Origin of the sequence: Pseudodesulfovibrio tunisiensis (assembly GCF_022809775.1) — a bacterium.
Classification (GTDB): Bacteria; Desulfobacterota; Desulfovibrionia; order Desulfovibrionales; family Desulfovibrionaceae; genus Pseudodesulfovibrio; species Pseudodesulfovibrio tunisiensis.
The window spans coordinates 85,002-104,303 of the sequence record NZ_CP094380.1; the positions used below are offsets into that span (position 1 = coordinate 85,002).

Annotated in this window: 15 protein-coding genes, 2 tRNA genes and 3 pseudogenes; 8 read left to right on the top strand and 12 right to left on the bottom strand. The window is 59.6% G+C overall.

Annotated features, from left to right (window positions below):
• Positions 1-95 precede the first annotated feature (95 nt).
• The gene (locus MPN23_RS00430) at positions 96-1,241 is read left to right on the top strand and encodes an ATP-binding response regulator (RefSeq protein WP_243545508.1); all 1,146 of its coding nucleotides are present in this window, start codon (positions 96-98) and stop codon (positions 1,239-1,241) included.
• A gap of 16 nt (positions 1,242-1,257) precedes the next feature.
• Here the strand turns inward: MPN23_RS00430 and MPN23_RS00435 are convergent, their stop codons facing one another.
• A complete protein-coding gene (locus tag MPN23_RS00435; RefSeq protein ID WP_243545509.1) occupies positions 1,258-1,656 on the bottom strand; it encodes a bacteriohemerythrin in 399 nt (132 codons plus the stop codon).
• Positions 1,657-2,073: 417 nt separating this feature from the next.
• Between MPN23_RS00435 and MPN23_RS17065 the strand changes: the two are divergent.
• A pseudogene (locus MPN23_RS17065) lies at positions 2,074-2,865 on the top strand (cache domain-containing protein); the annotation flags it as partial.
• A 762-nt stretch (positions 2,866-3,627) separates the two neighbouring features.
• Positions 3,628-4,560: pseudogene (locus MPN23_RS00445) on the top strand (methyl-accepting chemotaxis protein); the annotation flags it as partial.
• Between the two features lie 90 nt (positions 4,561-4,650).
• Here MPN23_RS00445 and MPN23_RS00450 read toward each other — a convergent pair.
• The 7 genes and pseudogenes from MPN23_RS00450 to hutC form a co-directional block, all read right to left on the bottom strand.
• Positions 4,651-4,737: transfer RNA gene (locus MPN23_RS00450), tRNA-Leu, on the bottom strand.
• Positions 4,738-4,808: 71 nt separating this feature from the next.
• Positions 4,809-6,533: an HAL/PAL/TAL family ammonia-lyase gene (locus MPN23_RS00455; RefSeq protein WP_243545510.1), complete on the bottom strand. Its 1,725-nt coding sequence runs from the start codon at positions 6,531-6,533 to the stop codon at positions 4,809-4,811.
• A gap of 14 nt (positions 6,534-6,547) precedes the next feature.
• Entirely contained in the window at positions 6,548-6,694 is a 147-nt protein-coding gene (locus MPN23_RS17135) for a hypothetical protein (protein ID WP_424450082.1), read from the bottom strand.
• A gap of 53 nt (positions 6,695-6,747) precedes the next feature.
• Positions 6,748-7,482, bottom strand: a pseudogene (locus tag MPN23_RS00460) (arginase family protein); the annotation flags it as partial.
• A complete protein-coding gene (hutI, locus tag MPN23_RS00465; RefSeq protein ID WP_243545512.1) occupies positions 7,460-8,695 on the bottom strand; it encodes an imidazolonepropionase in 1,236 nt (411 codons plus the stop codon). The pseudogene MPN23_RS00460 and the gene hutI, both read right to left, overlap by 23 nt.
• 43 nt (positions 8,696-8,738) lie before the next feature.
• Positions 8,739-10,391, bottom strand: coding sequence for a urocanate hydratase (gene hutU / locus MPN23_RS00470; protein WP_243545513.1), 1,653 nt, complete (start codon positions 10,389-10,391; stop codon positions 8,739-8,741).
• A gap of 20 nt (positions 10,392-10,411) precedes the next feature.
• Complete coding sequence (gene hutC / locus MPN23_RS00475; RefSeq protein WP_243545514.1) at positions 10,412-11,122, bottom strand: histidine utilization repressor; 711 nt, start codon at positions 11,120-11,122, stop codon at positions 10,412-10,414.
• Positions 11,123-11,265: 143 nt separating this feature from the next.
• Between hutC and MPN23_RS00480 the strand changes: the two genes are divergently transcribed.
• From MPN23_RS00480 to MPN23_RS00490, 3 genes are all read left to right on the top strand, one after another.
• Positions 11,266-12,027: a substrate-binding periplasmic protein gene (locus tag MPN23_RS00480; protein ID WP_243545515.1), complete on the top strand. Its 762-nt coding sequence runs from the start codon at positions 11,266-11,268 to the stop codon at positions 12,025-12,027.
• Positions 12,028-12,098: 71 nt separating this feature from the next.
• Positions 12,099-12,623: a GAK system XXXCH domain-containing protein gene (locus tag MPN23_RS00485; RefSeq protein WP_243545516.1), complete on the top strand. Its 525-nt coding sequence runs from the start codon at positions 12,099-12,101 to the stop codon at positions 12,621-12,623.
• A gap of 12 nt (positions 12,624-12,635) precedes the next feature.
• Positions 12,636-13,823 (top strand): GAK system CofD-like protein, encoded by a 1,188-nt coding sequence (locus MPN23_RS00490; RefSeq protein ID WP_243545517.1) that lies wholly within the window; start codon positions 12,636-12,638, stop codon positions 13,821-13,823.
• Here MPN23_RS00490 and MPN23_RS00495 read toward each other — a convergent pair.
• The 4 genes from MPN23_RS00495 to MPN23_RS00510 form a co-directional block, all read right to left on the bottom strand.
• A complete protein-coding gene (locus tag MPN23_RS00495; protein WP_243545518.1) occupies positions 13,815-14,633 on the bottom strand; it encodes a hypothetical protein in 819 nt (272 codons plus the stop codon). The two genes, MPN23_RS00490 and MPN23_RS00495, sit on opposite strands and share 9 nt — an antisense overlap.
• Positions 14,634-14,764: 131 nt before the next feature.
• Positions 14,765-14,851: transfer RNA gene (locus tag MPN23_RS00500), tRNA-Leu, on the bottom strand.
• Between the two features lie 103 nt (positions 14,852-14,954).
• On the bottom strand, positions 14,955-15,803 hold the full coding sequence (locus tag MPN23_RS00505) for a glycine betaine ABC transporter substrate-binding protein (RefSeq protein ID WP_243545519.1): 849 nt from the start codon (positions 15,801-15,803) through the stop codon (positions 14,955-14,957).
• Between the two features lie 278 nt (positions 15,804-16,081).
• Positions 16,082-17,389 carry a citrate synthase gene (locus MPN23_RS00510; protein ID WP_243547415.1) on the bottom strand — a complete coding sequence of 436 codons (1,308 nt, stop codon included), beginning with the start codon at positions 17,387-17,389 and terminating at the stop codon, positions 16,082-16,084.
• Between the two features lie 401 nt (positions 17,390-17,790).
• Between MPN23_RS00510 and MPN23_RS00515 the strand changes: the two genes are divergently transcribed.
• Both MPN23_RS00515 and MPN23_RS00520 read left to right on the top strand, forming a co-directional pair.
• A complete protein-coding gene (locus MPN23_RS00515; protein WP_243545520.1) occupies positions 17,791-18,780 on the top strand; it encodes a 4Fe-4S dicluster domain-containing protein in 990 nt (329 codons plus the stop codon).
• Positions 18,770-19,234 carry a 4Fe-4S ferredoxin gene (locus MPN23_RS00520; protein ID WP_243545521.1) on the top strand — a complete coding sequence of 155 codons (465 nt, stop codon included), beginning with the start codon at positions 18,770-18,772 and terminating at the stop codon, positions 19,232-19,234. The genes MPN23_RS00515 and MPN23_RS00520 overlap by 11 nt, the downstream gene beginning before the upstream one ends.
• Positions 19,235-19,302 lie beyond the last annotated feature (68 nt).

Consider the following 19,302-nt stretch of genomic DNA (forward strand, 5'->3'; position numbering starts at 1 on the left):
AAGGGAGCGCGGGGCATTGCGTCCCCGCGTTTTTTTGTTTTCCGGCGCGGGAAGATAATCATTCAAAGAGGTCGTGCTCGTGCTATGTTCGAGGCATGAATGACGAACTGCTGTTCGCCGACGAAGCCGGCGTGGATATCGAACCCGTGGCGGATGAGACCCGGGCCTGGAAGGTGCTCGTGGTGGATGATGACGAGTTCGTGCACAAGGTTACCCGACTTGTTCTGGACGACTACGTGTTCGAAGGTCGGGGCATCCAGTGCCTTGACGCGTATTCCGGCCGGGAAGCCATGGAACTTGTCGCGGACGACGTGGCCGTGATCCTGCTCGACGTGGTCATGGAAACCACGGACGCAGGGCTTGAAGTGGCGCGATTCGTCCGGGAAAAGGGCAATCATCTCACTCGGATCATCCTCCGTACCGGGCAGCCGGGCGAAGCTCCGGAACGGCAGGTCGTGACCGAGCTGGATATCAACGACTACCACCAGAAGACCGAACTCACCGCAGACAGGCTTGTTACGGCCGTGACCACGGCCATACGGTCCTATCGCGATCTCAGAATCATCGAGGAAAGCCGCAGGGGGCTGCACCTGCTAGCCATGTCCGTGGCGCATCAGGTGCGCAACCGGACCATGACCATTGCCGGGTTCGCCAATCTGGTCATGCGCAAGTCTTCGGAAGATTCCGTCATTCACGAGATGCTGGAAACCATTCTTTCGGAATCATCTCGTCTGGAGAAGATGGTCGGCGACGTGACCGGATATGCAGCCCTTGAAATCGGGGAGATGCAGCTTGTCAGCGTGCGCGAACTGCTGGAGGAGGCCATGGCCCGCGTGGACGTGAAGGTTGCCGAACAGGGCAGGCGGGTGCGCTGGGAAATCGTCTGTCCGGACCAGTTGCTTCGGCTGGACCCGGAAATGGGGGTGCTCGCTCTCTATGAGTTGCTGCGCAATGCCGTGGATTTTTCCGATGGCGCACAGCCTGTGGTGGAAGTGACCGTGGCTGCGGGAAGGCACGCCTGCGTGATGGAAATCAGGGATCAGGGGCAGGGAATAGCGGAAAAGGACATGCCGTTCGTGTTCGATCCATTTTTTTCGCTCAAGCCCAAGGGTTCGGGCATGGGACTGTGCATTGCGCGCAAGGTGGCCATGGCGCATCAGTGGGACCTTTCCCTGGAAAGCGAATTCGGCAAGGGGTCTCTGGTTCGCGTCGTGATTCCCCGGCGTGAACTGACCGGATGACCCCGGCGATGCCGAGCTATTCGTTCGATCCTGTCATGAATGCCGCAATGGCCTTGTCTTCCCGGCGGATGTGTTCCTTGAACCATGAACTCAGGAACGTGAATATTTCCAGCAGTTGATCCCGCTTGTACTTGTCCCGGTTGAACAGGAACACCTCCTGAAGAAACTGGAGGTGGCGCTGCTTGTGCTCGCCTGTCTCGGGATAACCGCATTCTTCCATCATGCGTTCCTCGGCCGCAAAATGCTCAAGCGCATACGCTTTCATGCGCTCGATCAGATCAAAGGCGGCGTCCGGATCACCGCCGGAGAAAACCGCGTCATAGGCGTCATTGACCATGTCGATGAGCTTTTGATGCTGGGCATCAATGGTGTCGACGCCTATGGAAAGATCGTCGCTCCAGGAGATGAGAGTCATTTCGTTCCCTGTCCGTTTTCAGGTGAGTCGTCCCAATCGATTCCGTTTCACGGAAACATGTCGCCTACAGGATATCGACTGTTCTGTTTATTATAATATTCGTCATGTGTGGCGTCTGAGAGCCTTTACCATGGGAAGGAATGGAAACTTTTGACCCGGGAGGATCTCATGGGGTTCAAGGACATCAGGATGAAACCGAAGCTGATAGCCCTGCTCATGGTTATCGGCCTGATTCCGCTTGCCGTGGCCGGATTCTGGGCCATGCGCATTGCGGACAAGGCGCTTATGGAAACGTCCTACGGACAGCTTGAAGGCGTGCGGCAGATCAAGAAGGTCCAGATAGAAAACTTTTTTGCGGAGCGCATGGGGGACCTCGGTGTACTGACGGAAACCGTGGACGTGCTGCGCTCCGAGGCCATGTCCAGGCTCACTGCGCTCGGGACCATCAGGAAACAGCAGATCGAGGCCTTTTTTCAGGAGCGCATGGGGGACGCATCCGTGCTGGCTGGCAATCCTCATGTGAGGAACGCCCTGATCTCCCTGTCCTCGGCATTTGCGGCCGGAAGCGGATTCAGGGGCTTGACCAATGGCGAGTTCCGGGCGCCGCAGGCATACAGACAGGTGCATGACACCTATTATGCCTTCTTCAGGCAATTCATGGATGAATACGGGTATCATGACCTTTTTCTCATGACTCCGGGCAACGGAGACATCGTGTTCTCCGTGACCAAGGAAGGCGACTTCGGCCAGCGTACGGCGGGAGTGGATTCCTCGCTCAGGGACGTGTGGCGGCAGGCTGTCGAGGAACGCAGGGTCGCCCTGTCCGACATGAAGCCCTACGCGCCATCCGGTGGTGTCCCTGCCCAGTTCGTGGCTGCCCCTGTGGAACAGGGGGGCAGGGTGATCGGCGTTGTCGCGCTTCAGGTGTCCAACGATGCCATCAATACGCTCATGACGAATCGCAGCGGGTTGGGAAGGACCGGGGAAACATACCTTGTGGGGCCGGACATGCTCATGCGTTCGGATTCCCATCTGGACCCGGTACATCATTCGGTCTCGGCCTCCTTTGCAAACCCGGAAAAGGGGCGTGCCGATACCGCAGCCGTGCGTCAGGCTCTGGCTGGGGAAACAGGAACCCGCGTGATTTCGGATTACAACGGCAATCCCGTGCTGTCCTATTTTTCCCCGGTGGTGATCGGGGATGTCACCTGGGCTCTGCTTGCGGAAATCGACGTTGCCGAGGCATTCAGCCCGAGGGATGCCAGTGGAGAATTCTTTTTCAGGAAATACCAGGAATTGTACGGGTACTATGACCTGTTCCTGCTCAATCCGGACGGATACTGCTTCTATTCCGCTGCGCAGGAAGCCGACTATCAAACCAATCTGGTGAATGGGAAGTTTGCCGGCTCCGGCCTTGGGGAGCTTGTGCGAAAGGTTCTGGAAACCGGAAAGTCCGGTTTTGCGGATTTCAAACCCTATGCCCCGAGCAACGGGGCGCCGGCTTCGTTCATTGCCCGGCCTCTCGTGGTGAATGGCAGCACCGAACTGGTCATAGCCCTGCAGCTTTCATTGCGGTCCATCAACGCCATCATGCAGCAGCGCGAGGGCATGGGGCGAACCGGGGAAACCTATCTGGTCGGGCCGGACAAGCGGATGCGTTCGGATTCCTTTCTCGACCCGCAAGGCCATTCGGTTTCCGCGTCCTTTGCCGGGACGATCGAAAGGAACGGCGTGGATACCGTGGCTGCGGACAGTGCGCTCAAGGGCGAGTCCGGCGCACGCATCATTCTGGACTACAATGGCAATCCCGTGCTTTCCGCCTTTACTCCGGTCAACGTGTTCGGGACCACATGGGCGTTGCTTGCGGAGATCGACGAAGCCGAGGTTCTGGAGCCCATCAGGGCCATGCAGACATCCATCGGGCTGCTTGCGCTGGTGTTGGCCCTGATCATCGTGGGTGTGGCTCTTGCCGTGGCCCGCTCCATTGCCGGGCCGTTGCAGCGCGGCGTGGAGTTTTCCAAGGAGGTGGCCAGGGGCAATCTGGCTGCGGAAATCGATGTGCGGCAGCGCGACGAAGTCGGTGATCTCACCTCGGCCATGGAAGAGATGGTGGGCAACCTGTCCGGCATTGTGGGCGACGTGCAGAGCGCATCGGAAAACGTGTCCGCAGGCAGTCAGGAGTTGTCCGCTTCGGCCGAGAACATGTCGCAGGGAGCCACGGAACAGGCCGCGGCCATCGAGGAGGTGTCCGCCTCCGTGCAGCAGATGGTTTCCAATATCCAGCAGAATACGGAAAATGCCCGCAACACCGAAGGAATCGCAGTCAAGGCGGCCAAGGACGCGGAAAGGAGCGGAACGTCCATTTCCGGCGCGCTTGAATCCATGAAATCCATTGCGGAGAAGATATCCATCATCGAGGAAATTGCGCGGCAGACCAATCTGCTCGCCCTGAACGCGGCCATCGAGGCGGCCCGGGCCGGAACGCACGGCAAGGGGTTCGCCGTGGTCGCTGCCGAGGTCCGCAAGCTGGCTGAACGCTCGGGCATTGCCGCAGCCGAGATCAGCGAAATATCCGTGCAGACGCTGGACATCTCGGACGAGGCTGGTCAGATGCTCCAATCGCTGGTGCCGGATATTCAGCGGACAGCCGAGCTTGTACAGGAGATTGTGGCTGCCAGCGAGGAACAGAGTTCCGGGGCCGACCAGATCAGCAAGGCCGTGGAGCAGCTCGATCAGGTCGTGCAGACCAATGCCTCGGCAGCCGAGGAAATGGCCTCCACCGCCGAGGAGCTTGCGTCTCAGGCCGAAATGCTTCAGCAGTCCATGGCCTTTTTCCGCCTCAGTTCCACGGCGCGTGTCGTGGACAGCCGTCCCATGATCATGGCCGAACTGCCTGCCGGACAGGCTGGGGAGCACTACGAGCATTGACCCGCGCGGACAGACGAAACACAACAAAAAAGGGTCGCAACATGTGTTGCGACCCTTTTGATTGCGTGGTGCCGAAGAGAGGACTCGAACCTCCACGGGGGAACCCCCACTAGACCCTGAACCTAGCGTGTCTACCAATTCCACCACTTCGGCACGTTCAAGGCGGGAATCTTTCTATGTGAGAACGGCTGAGTTGGCAAGCCTTTTTTTGAAAAAAGTTTCATTTACCAGGAAAGCGGCACGGTTGCGTTCGCCAAAGACGGAATCTCTCCGGTTTCCACCAGCGCGGCAAGTGCCGTGATCTGGTCCGCCATGCAGCGGTCGCGCGTGACCGTGGGGAAAACCTTGCGCCGGGTCAGGTCCGCGAACAGGTGTTCCGACACCGGGCTGAGCAGCTTGTCCGAATCCGAGACCGGGTGCTCGCGCACTACACTGGCGCTGAAGACCATGCCCCTGCCTTCACCATTCATGCGCTGCTTGAGTTGGTCCAGCTCATGCGTGACCCATTCGGGCAGCTCGGCTTCGGTGGGAATGGTGTTCAGGCTCTTGCGGATGGCCACGGCCTGAAGGATGTAGGCTAGTTCGATGGCCAGCACATGCGCGGCCTTGGGCAGGGCCATGGCGAGTCGTACGGCCAGCGTGGTGCCCATGGACACATGGTCCTCCTGTCCCGAGTTGGTCGGGATGTTGAACAGATGGCTTGGCGTGGCATGGCCCCAGATGTCGTTGACCAGCGAGGCCGAGGTGTATTCGAGCATCATCATGCCGCTGGAAATGGAGGCGTCGTCCGCATTCATGCCCGGCCATTTGAGATCGCGGCCCAAGCCCTTGTTGCGGAACGGGTCCACGAATCGGGCGGAACGCTGATGGGCCAGCGTGGTCATGATGGAAAGGGCCTGATACAGGTTGTAGACCTGCACGGCCACGGGCATGCCGTGAAAATGGCCGCCGGAAACCACGTCGATGCATTCGTTATTCGCGTCGGGCAGCAGGATGGGATTGTCCGTGGCACTGTTGGCCTCGATGATCAGGGCGGCCTCGGCCTGCGATATCAGGTCATGGCAGGAACCCAGCACCTGTGCGGCGCACCGGATGTTGTACGGGTCCTGCAACTGACCATCGGTCTTCACGTCGCGGTGCGCCTCGCGGATGGGCGAGTTCTGCATGAGGCGCCATATCCAGTCCGCCACGCGCTGTGCCCCCGGGTGGGGCCGGACCGCATGAAAATCCGGGCGGTAATAGGTGTCCGGCGCAAGCATGACCTGCGCCACGAGTGCGGAATTGATGGCCGCGGTGCGGAGCAGGTCCTTGAGCGCATGGCAGGCCAGCAGCCCGATGGAGGTCATGAACTGCACCCCGTTGTTCAGGGCCAGCCCTTCCTTCATTTCCAGACGGATCGGCTCCATGCCCGCCTGCTGCAATGCCGTGGCCCCGTCCATGACCTTGCCCTGGAATTCGGCCCGGCCCAGACCGATCAGTACCAGTGCGATGTGCGACAGGGGTGCGAGGTCGCCGCTTGCGCCCACCGATCCCAGTTGCGGCACGACCGGGGTCACGCCTGCATTGAGCAGAGAGATCAGGTGCTCCACCAGTTCGGGGCGCACTCCGCTGAATCCCCGGGCAAGGGAATTGGCGCGCAGGAGCATGGCCGCGCGCACCGTGGCCTTGTCCGCTGCTTCGCCCACGCCTACGGCATGGGACTTGATCAGGTTTTCCTGAAGCTCGGAGAGGAGTTCGGGCTTGACCGAAAGGTCCACGTTGTGACCGAAGCCCCGGTTGAAGCCGTAGGCCGGAAGATCATCCTCGTGGATGCGGCGTTCGATCTGCGTGCGCCGGAGCGTGAGCATGTCCCGGGTTTCCGGAGCGAGTTCCACCCGGGCATTGTCCCGGGCAACCGCGACAATGTGTTCGAGGTCGAGATTCGCGGTGTGGTTGATGGTGACGAGCATGAAAGCCTCCGATGTCAGCGGATACCGTAGAGAAAAGTATACAGGGTCAATGCCGCGAGCCGGGCGGTGCGGCCGTCAAGGTCGGTGGCCGGGTTGACTTCGGTAATCTCGAAGAGCGCGGTGCGCCCATACTTGCGGCAGTGGTCGGCAAAGTCCAGAATTTCTTCGGCGAAAAATCCGGTCGGGCTTGGAGCGCTTGCTTACCGGGGGCGTCCGAGGCGCGTACGCAATCCATGTCCAGTCCTGCGAACAGGGGGCGGTTGTCGAACGAATGGAACAGGGTCGAAAGGAATCGGTCGGTCCCCTGATCTCTGACCTGATGCAGGGGGTGGACGCTGACACCGAGTGTGGCGGCTTCTTCCAGATATATCGGGGAATTGGCCCATGGCTGAATGCCCACTTCGTGGAAATGCATGGGGTCGAGTCGGCCCTGATCAATCAGTTCCCGGTAGGGCGTGCCGGAATGCGTGGCCTTTGCCCGGCGCATGTCCAGATGCGCATCCATGTTCACGGCGACATAGTCGGGACAGGCCGTGTGCACGGCCGAGGCGTCGGGCAGGGAAATATCGTTGCCTCCGCCCATGACCAGCACGGTCTTGCCCTGTTCGAGCAGGAACAGCACTGCGGCGTGCAATCGTTCGTGGCAGGCTTCCAGATTGTCGCAGGAAACGATGTCGCCCAGATCGATCAGACGAACCTCGGATTTTGCCGGGGGCTTGAATCCGTACAGAAAGGAACGAATGGCTTTCGGGGCATTGGCCGCACCGGGTCTGCCATGGTTGCGCGTTACGCCCATGTCCTGCGGGCAGCCCAGAATGGCATGGGTCGCGTGTTTGAAATCTTCGGCATGGAACAGGGCGGCGTCCCCGAGGAGCACGTCGTTCGGGTCATGGGACGGCGCAGGGCGGTCCGGCGGGATCAGCTGGTCAAGAATGGGCTGCGGGATCATGCGGCATTCCTTTTTTCACTATCGTGTGCACATGGTTCTCGCCGTAGAAATACATCAGATTGCGGTAGTCGTCAGTGTCCAGCAGCAGAAAATCCGCCTGCCAGCCCGGCGCAAGACAGCCGGTTCGGTCAAGGCGCAGGGCGTGGGCCGCGCTGTGCGTGGCCCCGGTCAGGGACTGGTCCACGGACATGCCCATCTGAGTGCAGGCCAGATTCATCATGAGCTGCATGTTCAGGCACATGTTGGACCCGGGATTGAAGTCCGTGGCAATGGCCGTGACGCAGCCTGCCTCGGCCAGCCTGCGGCCCGGTGCGTAGGGAATGTTCAGGAACAGGGAGACTCCGGGCAGGAGTACGCAGGCAATATCGGTTTCGGCCAGTTTTTCCACGCCCGCGTCGGTCAGGGCCTCCAGATGGTCCACGCTGGCCGCGTTCAGTTCCACGGCAACGTCGATGCAGCCGATGGAGTGGAACTGGTCCGCGTGCAGCTTGGGAATCATGCCGTGCTCCCTGCCCAGTTCCAGCAGGGAAAGGGTTTCGTCCGGCGAAAAATGGCCCTGTTCGCAGAATACGTCGCAGAACCGGGCGTATTTCGCAGCCTCGGGAATCATGTCCCGCAGCATGGCGAGATAGTCGGCCTTGGCCATCCCCGAAGGCACGGCGTGTGCACCGAGAAAGGTGATTTCCACGTCGACCGGGTGAATGTTGTTCAGGGAGGCGGCCACCCGGAGCATCCTGAGTTCGGTTTCCGGGTCCAGTCCGTAGCCGGACTTGATTTCCAGCGTGGTCACGCCCTTGTGCATGGCGCGGTTCAGCCTGTCCAGCGCGGATTCCCGAAGTTCGTCCTCGGAAGCTGCGCGCGTGGCCGCCACGGTGCGGGCGATGCCACCGCCTGCCGCCGCGATTTTCTCATAGGTCGCGCCAGCCGTGCGCATGGCGAATTCGTCGGCCCGGTTGCCCGCGAATATCAGATGGGTGTGGCAGTCGATGAAACCGGGGACCACCGCCTTGCCCGTCGCGTCCAGCACGTCGGCGTTCAGCTCGTGCGCGCGAGGTTCCAGGTCATGGAGAGGGGCAATGTCCTGGATCACGCCGTTCGCGACAAGGATGGAATCGTTGTGCAGCACGTCGGCTTTTGCGAATGCCCGGCCCGGGACCGCCCCGGGACGGGGAGTGACGATCTGCGCGGGATTCCTGACGAGCAAGGCGGTCATTGTGTCCTCGTGATGTTGCTCGGCGGTTGGCCGCCGAAAATTTCTACTTGATCATGGGCAGCTTGAGTCCCTTGTCCCTTGCGCATTGCACGGCCGTGTCATAGCCCGCGTCTGCGTGGCGCATCACGCCTGTTGCCGGGTCGTTCCAGAGTACGCGCCGAATCCTGCGGTCCGCGTCCTCGGTGCCGTCGCAGAGCATGACCAGACCTGCGTGCTGGGCATAGCCCATGCCCACGCCGCCGCCGTGATGGAACGACACCCATGTCGCGCCCGAGGCGCAGTTGAGCAGACAGTTCAGTATGGGCCAGTCCGACACCGCGTCCGAGCCGTCCTTCATGGCCTCGGTCTCGCGGTTGGGGCTGGCCACGGACCCGGAATCCAGATGGTCGCGGCCAATGACGATCGGCCCCTTGAGCTCGCCGGTTCCGACCATTTCATTGAAGGCCAGTCCCAGCCTGTGGCGATCGCCCAGCCCCACCCAGCAGATGCGAGCCGGAAGCCCTTGGAAACGAATGTGTTTTTCGGCCATGTCCAGCCAGTTGTGCAGGTGCGCGTCGTCCGGAATCAGTTCCCTGACCTTGGCGTCGGTCCTGTGGATGTCCTCGGGGTCGCCGGACAGGGCAGCCCAGCGGAACGGGCCCTTGCCCGTGCAGAACTGGTCGCGGATGTATGCGGGCACGAAGCCGGGAAAATCGAACGCGTTCTTCAGCCCCATGTTGAAGGCTTCCTGCCGGATGTTGTTGCCGTAGTCGAAGACCGGCACACCCATGGTCTGGAAGTCGAGCATGGCCTGAACATGACCGACCATGGACTGGCGTGCGGCAAGCATGACCTCGTCCGGCGCGGTCTGCTGCCTGGCTTCCCATTCCTCCACGGTCCAGCCAAGGGGAAGGTACCCGTTCAGGGGATCGTGCGCACTGGTCTGGTCCGTGACCGCATCCGGGCGCACCCCCATTTTCACCAGTTCGGGATAGATTTCCGCGGCATTGCCATGAACTGCCACGGTTACGGGCGTTTTGTCCGCGCAGGATTGGCGGATGATTTCCAGTCCGTGTTCCAGACTGTCCGCGCGCAGGTCGAGATAGCCGGTGTCCAGCCTTTTGCGGATGCGGCTTTCCCGGCATTCCACGGCCAGCATGGAGGCTCCGGCGAATTTGGCGGCCAGAGGCTGGGCCCCACCCATGCCGCCCAGCCCGGCCGTGAGAATCCATTTGCCGGACAGGTTGCCGTCATAATGCTTTCTGCCCATGGACACGAAGGTTTCATAGGTTCCCTGCACAATGCCCTGACTGCCGATGTATATCCATGATCCGGCCGTCATCTGGCCGAACATCATCAGTCCCTTGCGGTCCAGTTCATTGAAATGTTCCCAGTTGGCCCAGTGCGGCACAAGATTGGAATTGGCGATGATCACGCGCGGGGCTTCGGTGTGGGTGCGGAATACGCCCACGGGCTTGCCGGACTGGATGAGCAGGGTTTCGTCCTCGTCCATTTCGCGCAGGGTCTCCACTATTCTGTCGAAACACTCCCAGTTGCGAGCGGCCCGGCCGATGCCGCCATAGATGATGAGGTCCTCGGGACGTTCCGCAACCATGGGATCAAGATTGTTGCAGAGCATGCGCAGAGGTGCTTCGGTCTGCCAGCTCTTGCAGGAAATTTCCGGGCCGGTCGGGGCCGTGATCACTCGTCCGGTCATGGTTCGCCTCCCTCTGGATGTCATTTCGCGGGAATGAATTCTCCGCCGAAGCTGTATCTGGAGCCCGGGTAGAGCAGCTCGGCATAGGACGCGAGCTTGCCCCCGGACCATGTCCTGCGTTTGAGCAGCAGGCAGGGCTCGTCTGCGCCGATGCCGAGATGTCTCTGCTGTTCGGTTGTGGGCAGCACTGCGGTCAGTTCGTGTTCCGCCTTTTGCAGCGGAGCCACGCGCATGAGAAATTTGTGGGCCGTGGCCGAGGTGAAGTCGTGATCCAGATAGCCGGGGGCCACGCGCATGTCTGCGTAGCGGTCTTCGAGCATCAGGGGCTTGTCCGCCTCGTAGTGCACGATCAGGGAGTGGGCTATGGAGCCCTCGGACTTGGGGCCGAATATCATGATGGCTTCGGGGGAGGCTGTCAGCAGTTCCAGCAGCAGGACCCGGCAGTAGTAGTTGCCGCCGCGTCGCCGAACTTCCTCGGCCACGTCGCCGATTTCCAGCAGCTCGGAACGCGGGATGCGGCGAGCCACGAAGCTGCCCCTTCCGCGTTCGCGCACCACGAATCCCTCGGCGGCCAGTTCCTTGACAGCCCGGTGCACGGTCATGCGGCTGGCGGAAAACTGGCGCATCAATTCCGCTTCCGACGGGATGCGAAAGCCTGTCTGCCATTCCCCGTTTCTGATCTTGCCGAGAATGTGTTCCCGAATCATGGCTGTCTTGCTGATGCGCGGCATGTGTCTGGACTCGTTTGAATGGTTGATGATGTATATTTGTATATACATTTGTGTCGAGGCGGGTCAAGACCATTTCGTGATTATCCTTCGCCTTGGGGCCGGGATCGGGTATTGTCGGAAAGCCGGAACCATTGGACGGAGGAATGCGCGTGCGGGGAATCGTGATGTTTCTGACGGTCTGGCTGCTGTTTGGCGCAAATGCGTGGGCAGGGGATCGGACCCTGCTTTTCGCCAGCGTGAACTGGGAGCCGTATGCCGGGGAGAACATGCCGCAACAGGGGGTTGCCGCGGCCATCATTCGCGAGGCATGCCGCAGGGGCGGACTGGAGGCCGAGTTTCGTTTTCTGCCGTGGGCCCGGGCTCAGGAGGAGGTCCGCCAGGGCAAGTACGATGCCCTGTTCAATGCCTACTACAGTGCGGATCGCGACCGGGATTTCGGTTTGAGCCGGTCATACATGTCCGGGCCGCTCGCCCTGTGCGTCCGGAGCGGGAGCGGGGTTGTCTGGAACGGGACTGCGGAAAGTCTGGGGCGGTATACCATCGGCGTTGTCCGGGGGTATGTGAACACGCCGCTTATCGATAATGCGTCGTTTCTGGCTCGGGACGAGGCCGTGAGCGATCTGTTCAACCTGCGCAAGTTGCTGGCGGGACGGGTTGATGCCATTGTCATTGACAAGTATGTGGCCATTCATCTGCTCAAGACGAATCCGACCATAGCTGCGGATGTGGGGGATATCGAATTTCTCGAGCCCCTTCTCAGGGATCGCAAGCTGTACGTGATGTTTTCCAGAAACAGGAAGGGGTGGAAAGAACACCTTGCCCTGTTCGACAAGGGGTTTGAGGCCATGAAGCGGGACGGCGAGTGGGCCGAGATTCTGGCCTGTTTCGGATTTCTGCCCGAGTAGCCGGAGTTTGCCGAGCAGGGCTTTCTCATGTAGATATTCGGCGCATCATGCGCGAACTTCCGGAGAGGGAAATGTCCAGAGAACACCGCTTTGAAAGATTCGTGGATCGGGAGGCGCTGCCCGCCTTCTTTCGCGGACTTGCCGATGCCCTGGAGAGCGGCGGACAGGGGGAGCTTGCCTGCGTGGATGATCTGGTCAAGGCCAAGATCGTGCTTCGCGACCAGTTCGGCAAGATGCATCTCAAGGTCAAGGTGAAGACCTCGGAACCGTGCGTTCCGGATGCGTCCGTGGAAAGCCGGGGCGTTCGCAGGCCGGAATATCGGGAACTCAAGAAGCGGATGAAGATCAGCTTCGGCATGATCGTGAAGATGGTGCACAGGGGAGAAATGCCTCCAGCCCGGGCCGTGCAATCCTTTTTGGCGGATTCCGAGCTGATGGTGACATATTCCGGTTACGGCGATGAATTCTACGACGAGTATCGGGTCGCCTGCCGGGCGCTTGAGCAGGCCTTTGCTTTGGGCGAACTGGAGCGGATGCATTCGGCCGTGGATGAACTGGCCCGACAGAAAGGGCATTGTCACGCCAATTACGACTAGAACGGGAGTGTCATGCGTATCGGCATTACCAGAGAAGTCCGGATACCGGACCCCGTGAAACTGGAGCGGTACCGCCGCACCCCGGAGCTCGGGCCGCGCGTGCTGTTCTTCAGCGGCGGTACGGCCCTGCGTGACACCTCGCATCATCTCATTTCCCTGACGCACAACTCCATTCACATCATCACGCCCTTTGATTCCGGGGGCAGCTCCGCCGTGCTGCGCAAGGCGTTTGCCATGCCCGCCGTGGGCGACATACGCAACCGGCTCATGGCTCTGGCCGACCAGACGCTCAAGGGAAATCCCGAAATCTTCGAACTGTTCGCCTATCGTCTGGACCATGACAGCGACCGGGAGAGCCTGCTGGCGGAACTCAGGAGCATGGCCGATGGCAGACACAGGCTTGTGCGGCGCGTACCCGGGCCCATGCGCAAGATCATCCGCAACTATTTTTTCGAGTTTCTGAATCACATGCCCGAAGACTTCGATCTGCGCGGGGCCAGTCTGGGCAATGTGGTGCTGACTGCCGGATATCTGGCCAACCGGCGTCAGATCGAACCGGTGATCTACCTGTTTTCCAAGCTGGTGCAGGTGTGCGGCACGGTGCTGCCCGTGGTGGGGGCGGATTGTCATATTGCTGCGGAGCTGGATGACGGAGAGGTTGTCGTGGGCCAGCATCTGCTGACCGGCAAGGAGGCCGCGCCTCTGGAACGGGGCGTACGGCGAATCTGGCTGACCGGATCCCTTGATTCCCGGGAGCCGGTTCGGGTCGCGATACGGCGCAGGACGCGTGAAGTGATGTCCGAGGCCGAACTCATCTGCTATCCGGTGGGCAGCTTCTACACCAGCCTGATCGCCAACCTGCTTCCCTCGGGCGTGGGCAGGGCCATTGCCGACAACGCCTGTCCCAAGGTCTTTGTCCCCAACACTTCGCATGATCCCGAACTGGTGGGGCTGTCCGTGGCCGGACAGGTGCGCGTGCTGCTCGACACCCTGTGCGCGGATGATTCCTCGCTGGTTCCGCAGGATGTGCTGCAATACGTGATGGTGGATTCCGCCAGGGGCCAGTATCCCACGGGGCTGGACATTGCCGAGGTGGAACAGCTTGGTGTCCGGGTCATCGACTGTCGTCTTGTCTCCCGCCGGAGCGCTCCCCATGTTGACCCGGTTCTGCTGTGCGGAGTGCTGCTCTCGCTAACCTAGCATGCCGAGCAGCCATGAGGCGCCGTTGCAGACCAGCGAGGCCGCCAGCGCCTGTTGCCAGGTGAGGCCGGCAAGAAAACGGTAGATCACGGTTTCCACGCCCACGGCAAAGGCTTCGGCAGCCAGCGTCACGCCGATTCCGGTCAGTCCGTACCGGGTGATCACGAACCAGAGCAGAGGCAGCGTGGCCAGTTGCGCCGCAGCCACGGACGTGAGCGCACGCAGACTGTTCGGCGTACGCGAGCGAAACACGACCCTGAGCAGCAGGATGAAGACGAGCAGTTCCACGGCCAGCGTGATCAGAAATGCGTTCTGGAACAGATGCCAGGGAAAGGGGCCCGGCCCGGATTCATGGTCCTCGATGCGTGTTTTTTCCAGAATGAGCGAGCCGTCGGACACGGTTGTCACTTGGTAGTGCACGGTCTGTCCGGCAAGGTTCGACGTTGCTGGTTCATACCGGACGCCTGCTTCCAGCGGCGTGTCGCACCGGAGTACTTTCGGATCCGCGAGCAGGTCGGTGCTGCCGAGGCCCCCGCGCTGATCGAACAGAGGGACCGGCATGGCGGCCAGAATCAGCCTGTTGAGCTTGTACCCCTTGCGAATTCGGCCGTCGGGGCCCACTACCTGCTGCCGCTGGATGGAATCGCCCCGGGTTTCCACGGCAATGAACACGAGGTTCGGATAGTCGGCAGCATTGTCCAGAACCGCGAAAACCGGCACGGGCTTCATGCCTTCGGGAATGATGTCCGCGGACGATGGCGCTGGCAGGGCAAGGAATATCAGAGCAAGCAGGCAGCAGAGGCGTTTCATGAAACAGCTCTGGGGTTGGGGTGATGTTGTTCGGTATCTACTCCAATATCCGGCCTTTTTCCAGAAGTCGGAACGGGATTCCCCATGAAACGCAAAAAGCCCCGATCTTGCGATCGGGGCTGTGCATTCAATGGTGCCGAAGAGAAGACTCGAACTTCCACGGGGGGACCCCCACTAGACCCTGAACCTAGCGTGTCTACCAATTCCACCACTTCGGCACGGTCAGGAAGTGGAGATATATATTTGCCCCTTTGGGAATGCAAGCATTTTTTTCATTTTTTCGGAATTGCGCAGGCGATTCGTTTTGGGGTCCGTTTGCCGCTACTTCCTGCCGAGCCATTTGGCGAGCAGATCGGGGTGCTGGTCCAGAAACTTTTTGGCATTGACCAGCGGGTCGGAGTCAGGTTTTTCGTTCCAGTTCATGACGGTCTGCATGTCGTTGATGTCCCATTCGATGCGGTCGAGAATGGCTGCGGCTTCAGGATGCTCCTTGGGAAAATCCTTTCGCGTGAGGGTCACGATTTCCTCGGGGCCGCCAAGAACGCCCTTGGGGTCGTCCAGATATTTGAGGTCCCAGCGGCCGAACTTCCAGTGCGGGGACCAGCCAGTGACGACCACCCAGCGGTTTTCGCGAATGCGGTTGCCCAGCACGGCGGTCATGGCCGCGCCGCTGCTTTCCTTGAGCTCCAGATCGAGATCGTATTCCTTGAGCGCCTTTTCCGAGAGCAGCATCAGACCTGCACTGGGAGCGATGCCGATGATCTCGTTATCGAACTTTTCCTTGTTGGCGTCGAGTTCGGTGATGGAGTCTATGGTCACGTATTTGGGAACCACCCAGCCGAGGCGCGCACCAAGGGTGTTGGGGCCGAGGTTCACGACCTTGTCCTTCACGGCATCATAATAGGTGCCGTGCGTGGCTGGGAGCCAGGCAACCATGGTTGCATCGGCTTCGCCCATTTCCAGGGCCTTCCACATTGTGGCCACGGAAACCATGAGTATTTCTGTCTTGTACCCGGCCTTGTCCAATACCGCCGCCGCCAGATTCGACGTGGTGATGGCGCAGGCATAGGGAGTTGAAACCAGTTTGATGGTCGGTTTTTCCGCGAGGCTGCTTTGCGCAGAAAAAAGAATGCAGATGAAAAGAGTCGCGGTCAGTAACCGTTTCAGCATTAAATCCTCCTGTCTATTGTTTGATTAAAGATCGTATAATTTATCCTGTTTTTGAATTTTATGTCAAATCACCGATGTGTTTTGACGTTGTGGAAAATGAGGAAGAGTTGCTGAAAAATGTTTTGTTGCTTTTGTGTGCTATAGTCGAGCTGTTCTGTTGTGGGGATTGTTTTGCATGAAGTTTCGCATGAAACGGAAAAAATGAAAAAAAATGACGATACACGAAAAAAGCCCCGAACGAATCCGGGGCTTTGCTTTTGAAATGCATGGGATGACGATTAGTTGCGTTCATCCATGGGGATGTATTTCTTGTTCACTGGACCGGTGTATATCTGGCGCGGCCGGTGGATGCGGGATACACCTTTTCGATGCGCTTCCCACCAGTGGGCGATCCAGCCGGGCATGCGGCCGATGGCGAACATGACCGGGAACATGTTTACCGGAATGTTCAGGGCGCGCAGAATGATGCCGGAATAGAAGTCCACATTGGGGTAGAGCTTGCGCTCGATGAAGTATTCGTCGTTCAGGGCTGCTTCCTGAAGCTCCATGGCGATTTCCAGAAGCGGGTCGTCGATTTCCCTGTCCTTGAGCATGTCGTGGGCGGCCAGACGCAGTATGCGGGCGCGCGGGTCGAAATTCTTGTAGATGCGGTGCCCGAAGCCCATGAGACGGCATTCCTTGGATTTCACCTTGTCCAGATATTCCGGGATGGACAGGTCACCGTCGCGCAGATGGCGGAGCATGTCGATCACGGCTGCGTTGGCGCCGCCGTGCAATTTGCCCCAGAGCGCACATATGCCAGCGGAAACCGAGGCAAACAGGTTGGCCTGGGTGGATTGGACCATTCGTACCGTGGAGCAGGAGCAGTTCTGTTCATGGTCTGCATGCAGGGTAAAGAACAGGCTCAGGGCGCGCACCTCGGCCCGGCTCGGCTCAAATGGCTTGTGCGGGATGGAGTGCATCATGTGCAGAAAGTTCTGGCAGTAGCTCAACCCCGGATTCGGGTACATGAACGGCAGGCCCTGCGATTTGCGGTAGGACCATGCCGCAATGGTGCGTACCTTGCTGATGATCTTGGCGGCTGCACGCTCGAATTCGTTTTCGTTTTCGATTTCCAGCAGGTCCGGGTGATAGCATCCCAGTGAATTGATCACGGCGGACAGAATGGCCATGGGGTGTCCCTTGGAGGGAAAGCCCTCGAAGTGGTGACGCTGGTCCTCGTGCAGCAGTTCCTGCTCGCTCAGCAGATTACGGAAATCCTCGCGTTGGGTCCGGGTGGGAAGTTCTCCGAAGATCAGCAGCCATGCCGTTTCGATGAACGATCCGCTGGTGGCTATTTCCTCTATGGGATATCCCCGGTAGCGCAGGATGCCCTGTTCGCCGTCCACGAATGTGATGTCGCTGGTGCAGGACCCGGTGTTCCCGTAGCCGGGATCAAAGGTGATGTAGCCGGTCTCTGCTCGCAGTTTCTGGATGTCTATGGCATGTTCGTTTTCCGTGCCCACGATGACGGGGAGTTCATAGGTTGTTCCATCAAGGATGAGATACGCGGTTTTCGTGCTGGTGTTCTTGCTTTCTTTCAACATGCTCATGTCCTCTCCATTGCGTAATCCCGCCAGCCGGCGATGGAACCGATGTTCATTTTTTTGTCTTCGGCCCGATCAGGGCTTCAGGAAGTGCCGGTCGTTGGCGCGAGGCCGTAGGTCGAAATGCGGGTGTTGTTTGACTTTGTTGTTAAATATATCAAAAACGAGATTCAGGTCAAGATAATTTACGCTTTGTTTTGACAATAGTGTAAAAAGTGCTGCTTGTCAGGAGCTGCTCTCACTTTAAAAATGGCTTTGACGTTATTCTTCGGAAACGTGTTGCCTGAAATCGGGAAGATACTTCCGATATTTGATGGTTGACAAAGACAAAAATACCCCATTAGGGTATTTTTATACCCATGAGGGGTATTTGAAGAAGACACGTTGATCAAGGATTCATCATGAAGAAATCGAACATCTCTGCAACAGGAATGAGCCGCCGCAACTTTTTCAAGGCTGTGGGTGCTGGTGGCGCATCGCTTTTGCTGCCCGGGGCCGCAAGGGCCGAATCCGGAGTGGAGTTGGCCACGCTGCTGGATTTGTCCAAGTGCATAGGCTGCGGTGCGTGCGTGGATGCCTGCCGCGAATCGAATCACGCCAAGTTTCCCGAACCGGAAAAGCCGTTTCCGGACATGGTTCCCGCCAGCCGGGCAAAGCCCGAGGACTGGTCGGACAAGCGGGATGTCGACGACAGGCTCACTCCGTACAACTGGCTGTACATCCAGACTGCCGAAGGCACATGGAACGGCGAGGAGTATGAGATCAACATTCCGAGGCGGTGCATGCACTGTCGCAATGCGCCTTGCGCCAACTTGTGTCCGTTCGGCGCTGCAGCCCGGGAAACCAATGGCATCGTGCGCATCTATGACCAGATATGCTTTGGCGGGGCCAAGTGCCGGGCCGTGTGTCCGTGGCATATCCCCCAGCGGCAGTCCGGCGTGGGGCTGTATCGGCACGTGCTGCCCCGGTTGGCTGGAAACGGAGTCATGTACAAGTGCGACCGCTGTTATCAATTGGTGGAACAGGGCCAGCTTCCGGCCTGCATCGAAGCCTGTCCGGAAGACGTGCAGCAGATCGGCCCGCGCGAGGAAATGCTGGAAAAGGCCTATGCACTGGCTCGGGAAATGGACGGGTACGTTTACGGCGACAAGGAAAACGGTGGAACCAACACTTTCTACGTGTCTCCGGTGCCGTTCGAGGAACTGGATGCAGCCGTGCAAAAGGGCAGGGGCAGGCCACACCTGTCTCCGGCAGGGGATGTCATGAAGGACGAAACCAATCTCGCAGTGGCCACGGTCATTGCGCCGGTGGCGGGAATCGCCGCGGGTGTGCTCGGTCTCGGTGCCCGGCTTGCCGGGAATGGGAAGAAGGAGGGCGATCATGAAGACTAGGGCTTATCCGCGCTGGATTTCCCGTTTGTACGTGTTCGCCATGACCGTGCTTGGCGTGACCGGGCTGGCCCAGATGCCGCTTGCCAGACGCTACTACATTTCCGATCTGCCCGGGTTGGGCTGGCTCGCGGATTTCTTCATGGTCCACAAGGTGCATTACGTGGCTGCTGCCGCCCTGCTGTTCGTGGTTGGACTCGTTGTTGCGAACTGGCTCTCCCGGTGGAAGGGGCGTCTCGGGATTACGCCCATGGGCAAGGTACGCCTCGTGCTGCTGGCCGGTCTGATTCTGACCGGCGGTCTGCGCGTGACGCGAAATCTGCCGGACGTGTTCTACAGTCCGGAGTTCGTGATTCTGTTCGATTGGACACATCTGCTTCTTGCCATGCTGATCGGCGTTGCCGCTCTTGTGGCGCTGGTGCGAGGGCGATCCGCCTACGCCGAGATTCGCGACTGATGCTTTTGCCGAAAAAAGGAAGAACTCTCGACCACTGCCGTCACACGGCAGTGGTCGTTTCTTTTGGA

Bases quoted from the DNA above. Each gene is read 5' to 3' on its own strand.
- MPN23_RS00430 (WP_243545508.1), top strand. From the start codon at position 96: ATGAATGACGAACTGCTGTTCGCCGACGAAGCCGGCGTGGATATCGAA.
- MPN23_RS00435 (WP_243545509.1), bottom strand. From the start codon at position 1,656: ATGACTCTCATCTCCTGGAGCGACGATCTTTCCATAGGCGTCGACACC.
- MPN23_RS00455 (WP_243545510.1), bottom strand. From the start codon at position 6,533: ATGCTCGTCACCATCAACCACACCGCGAATCTCGACCTCGAACACATT.
- hutI (WP_243545512.1), bottom strand. From the start codon at position 8,695: ATGACCGCCTTGCTCGTCAGGAATCCCGCGCAGATCGTCACTCCCCGT.
- hutU (WP_243545513.1), bottom strand. From the start codon at position 10,391: ATGACCGGACGAGTGATCACGGCCCCGACCGGCCCGGAAATTTCCTGC.
- hutC (WP_243545514.1), bottom strand. From the start codon at position 11,122: ATGCCGCGCATCAGCAAGACAGCCATGATTCGGGAACACATTCTCGGC.
- MPN23_RS00480 (WP_243545515.1), top strand. From the start codon at position 11,266: ATGCGCGTGCGGGGAATCGTGATGTTTCTGACGGTCTGGCTGCTGTTT.
- MPN23_RS00485 (WP_243545516.1), top strand. From the start codon at position 12,099: ATGTCCAGAGAACACCGCTTTGAAAGATTCGTGGATCGGGAGGCGCTG.
- MPN23_RS00490 (WP_243545517.1), top strand. From the start codon at position 12,636: ATGCGTATCGGCATTACCAGAGAAGTCCGGATACCGGACCCCGTGAAA.
- MPN23_RS00495 (WP_243545518.1), bottom strand. From the start codon at position 14,633: ATGAAACGCCTCTGCTGCCTGCTTGCTCTGATATTCCTTGCCCTGCCA.
- MPN23_RS00505 (WP_243545519.1), bottom strand. From the start codon at position 15,803: ATGCTGAAACGGTTACTGACCGCGACTCTTTTCATCTGCATTCTTTTT.
- MPN23_RS00510 (WP_243547415.1), bottom strand. From the start codon at position 17,389: ATGTTGAAAGAAAGCAAGAACACCAGCACGAAAACCGCGTATCTCATC.
- MPN23_RS00515 (WP_243545520.1), top strand. From the start codon at position 17,791: ATGAAGAAATCGAACATCTCTGCAACAGGAATGAGCCGCCGCAACTTT.
- MPN23_RS00520 (WP_243545521.1), top strand. From the start codon at position 18,770: ATGAAGACTAGGGCTTATCCGCGCTGGATTTCCCGTTTGTACGTGTTC.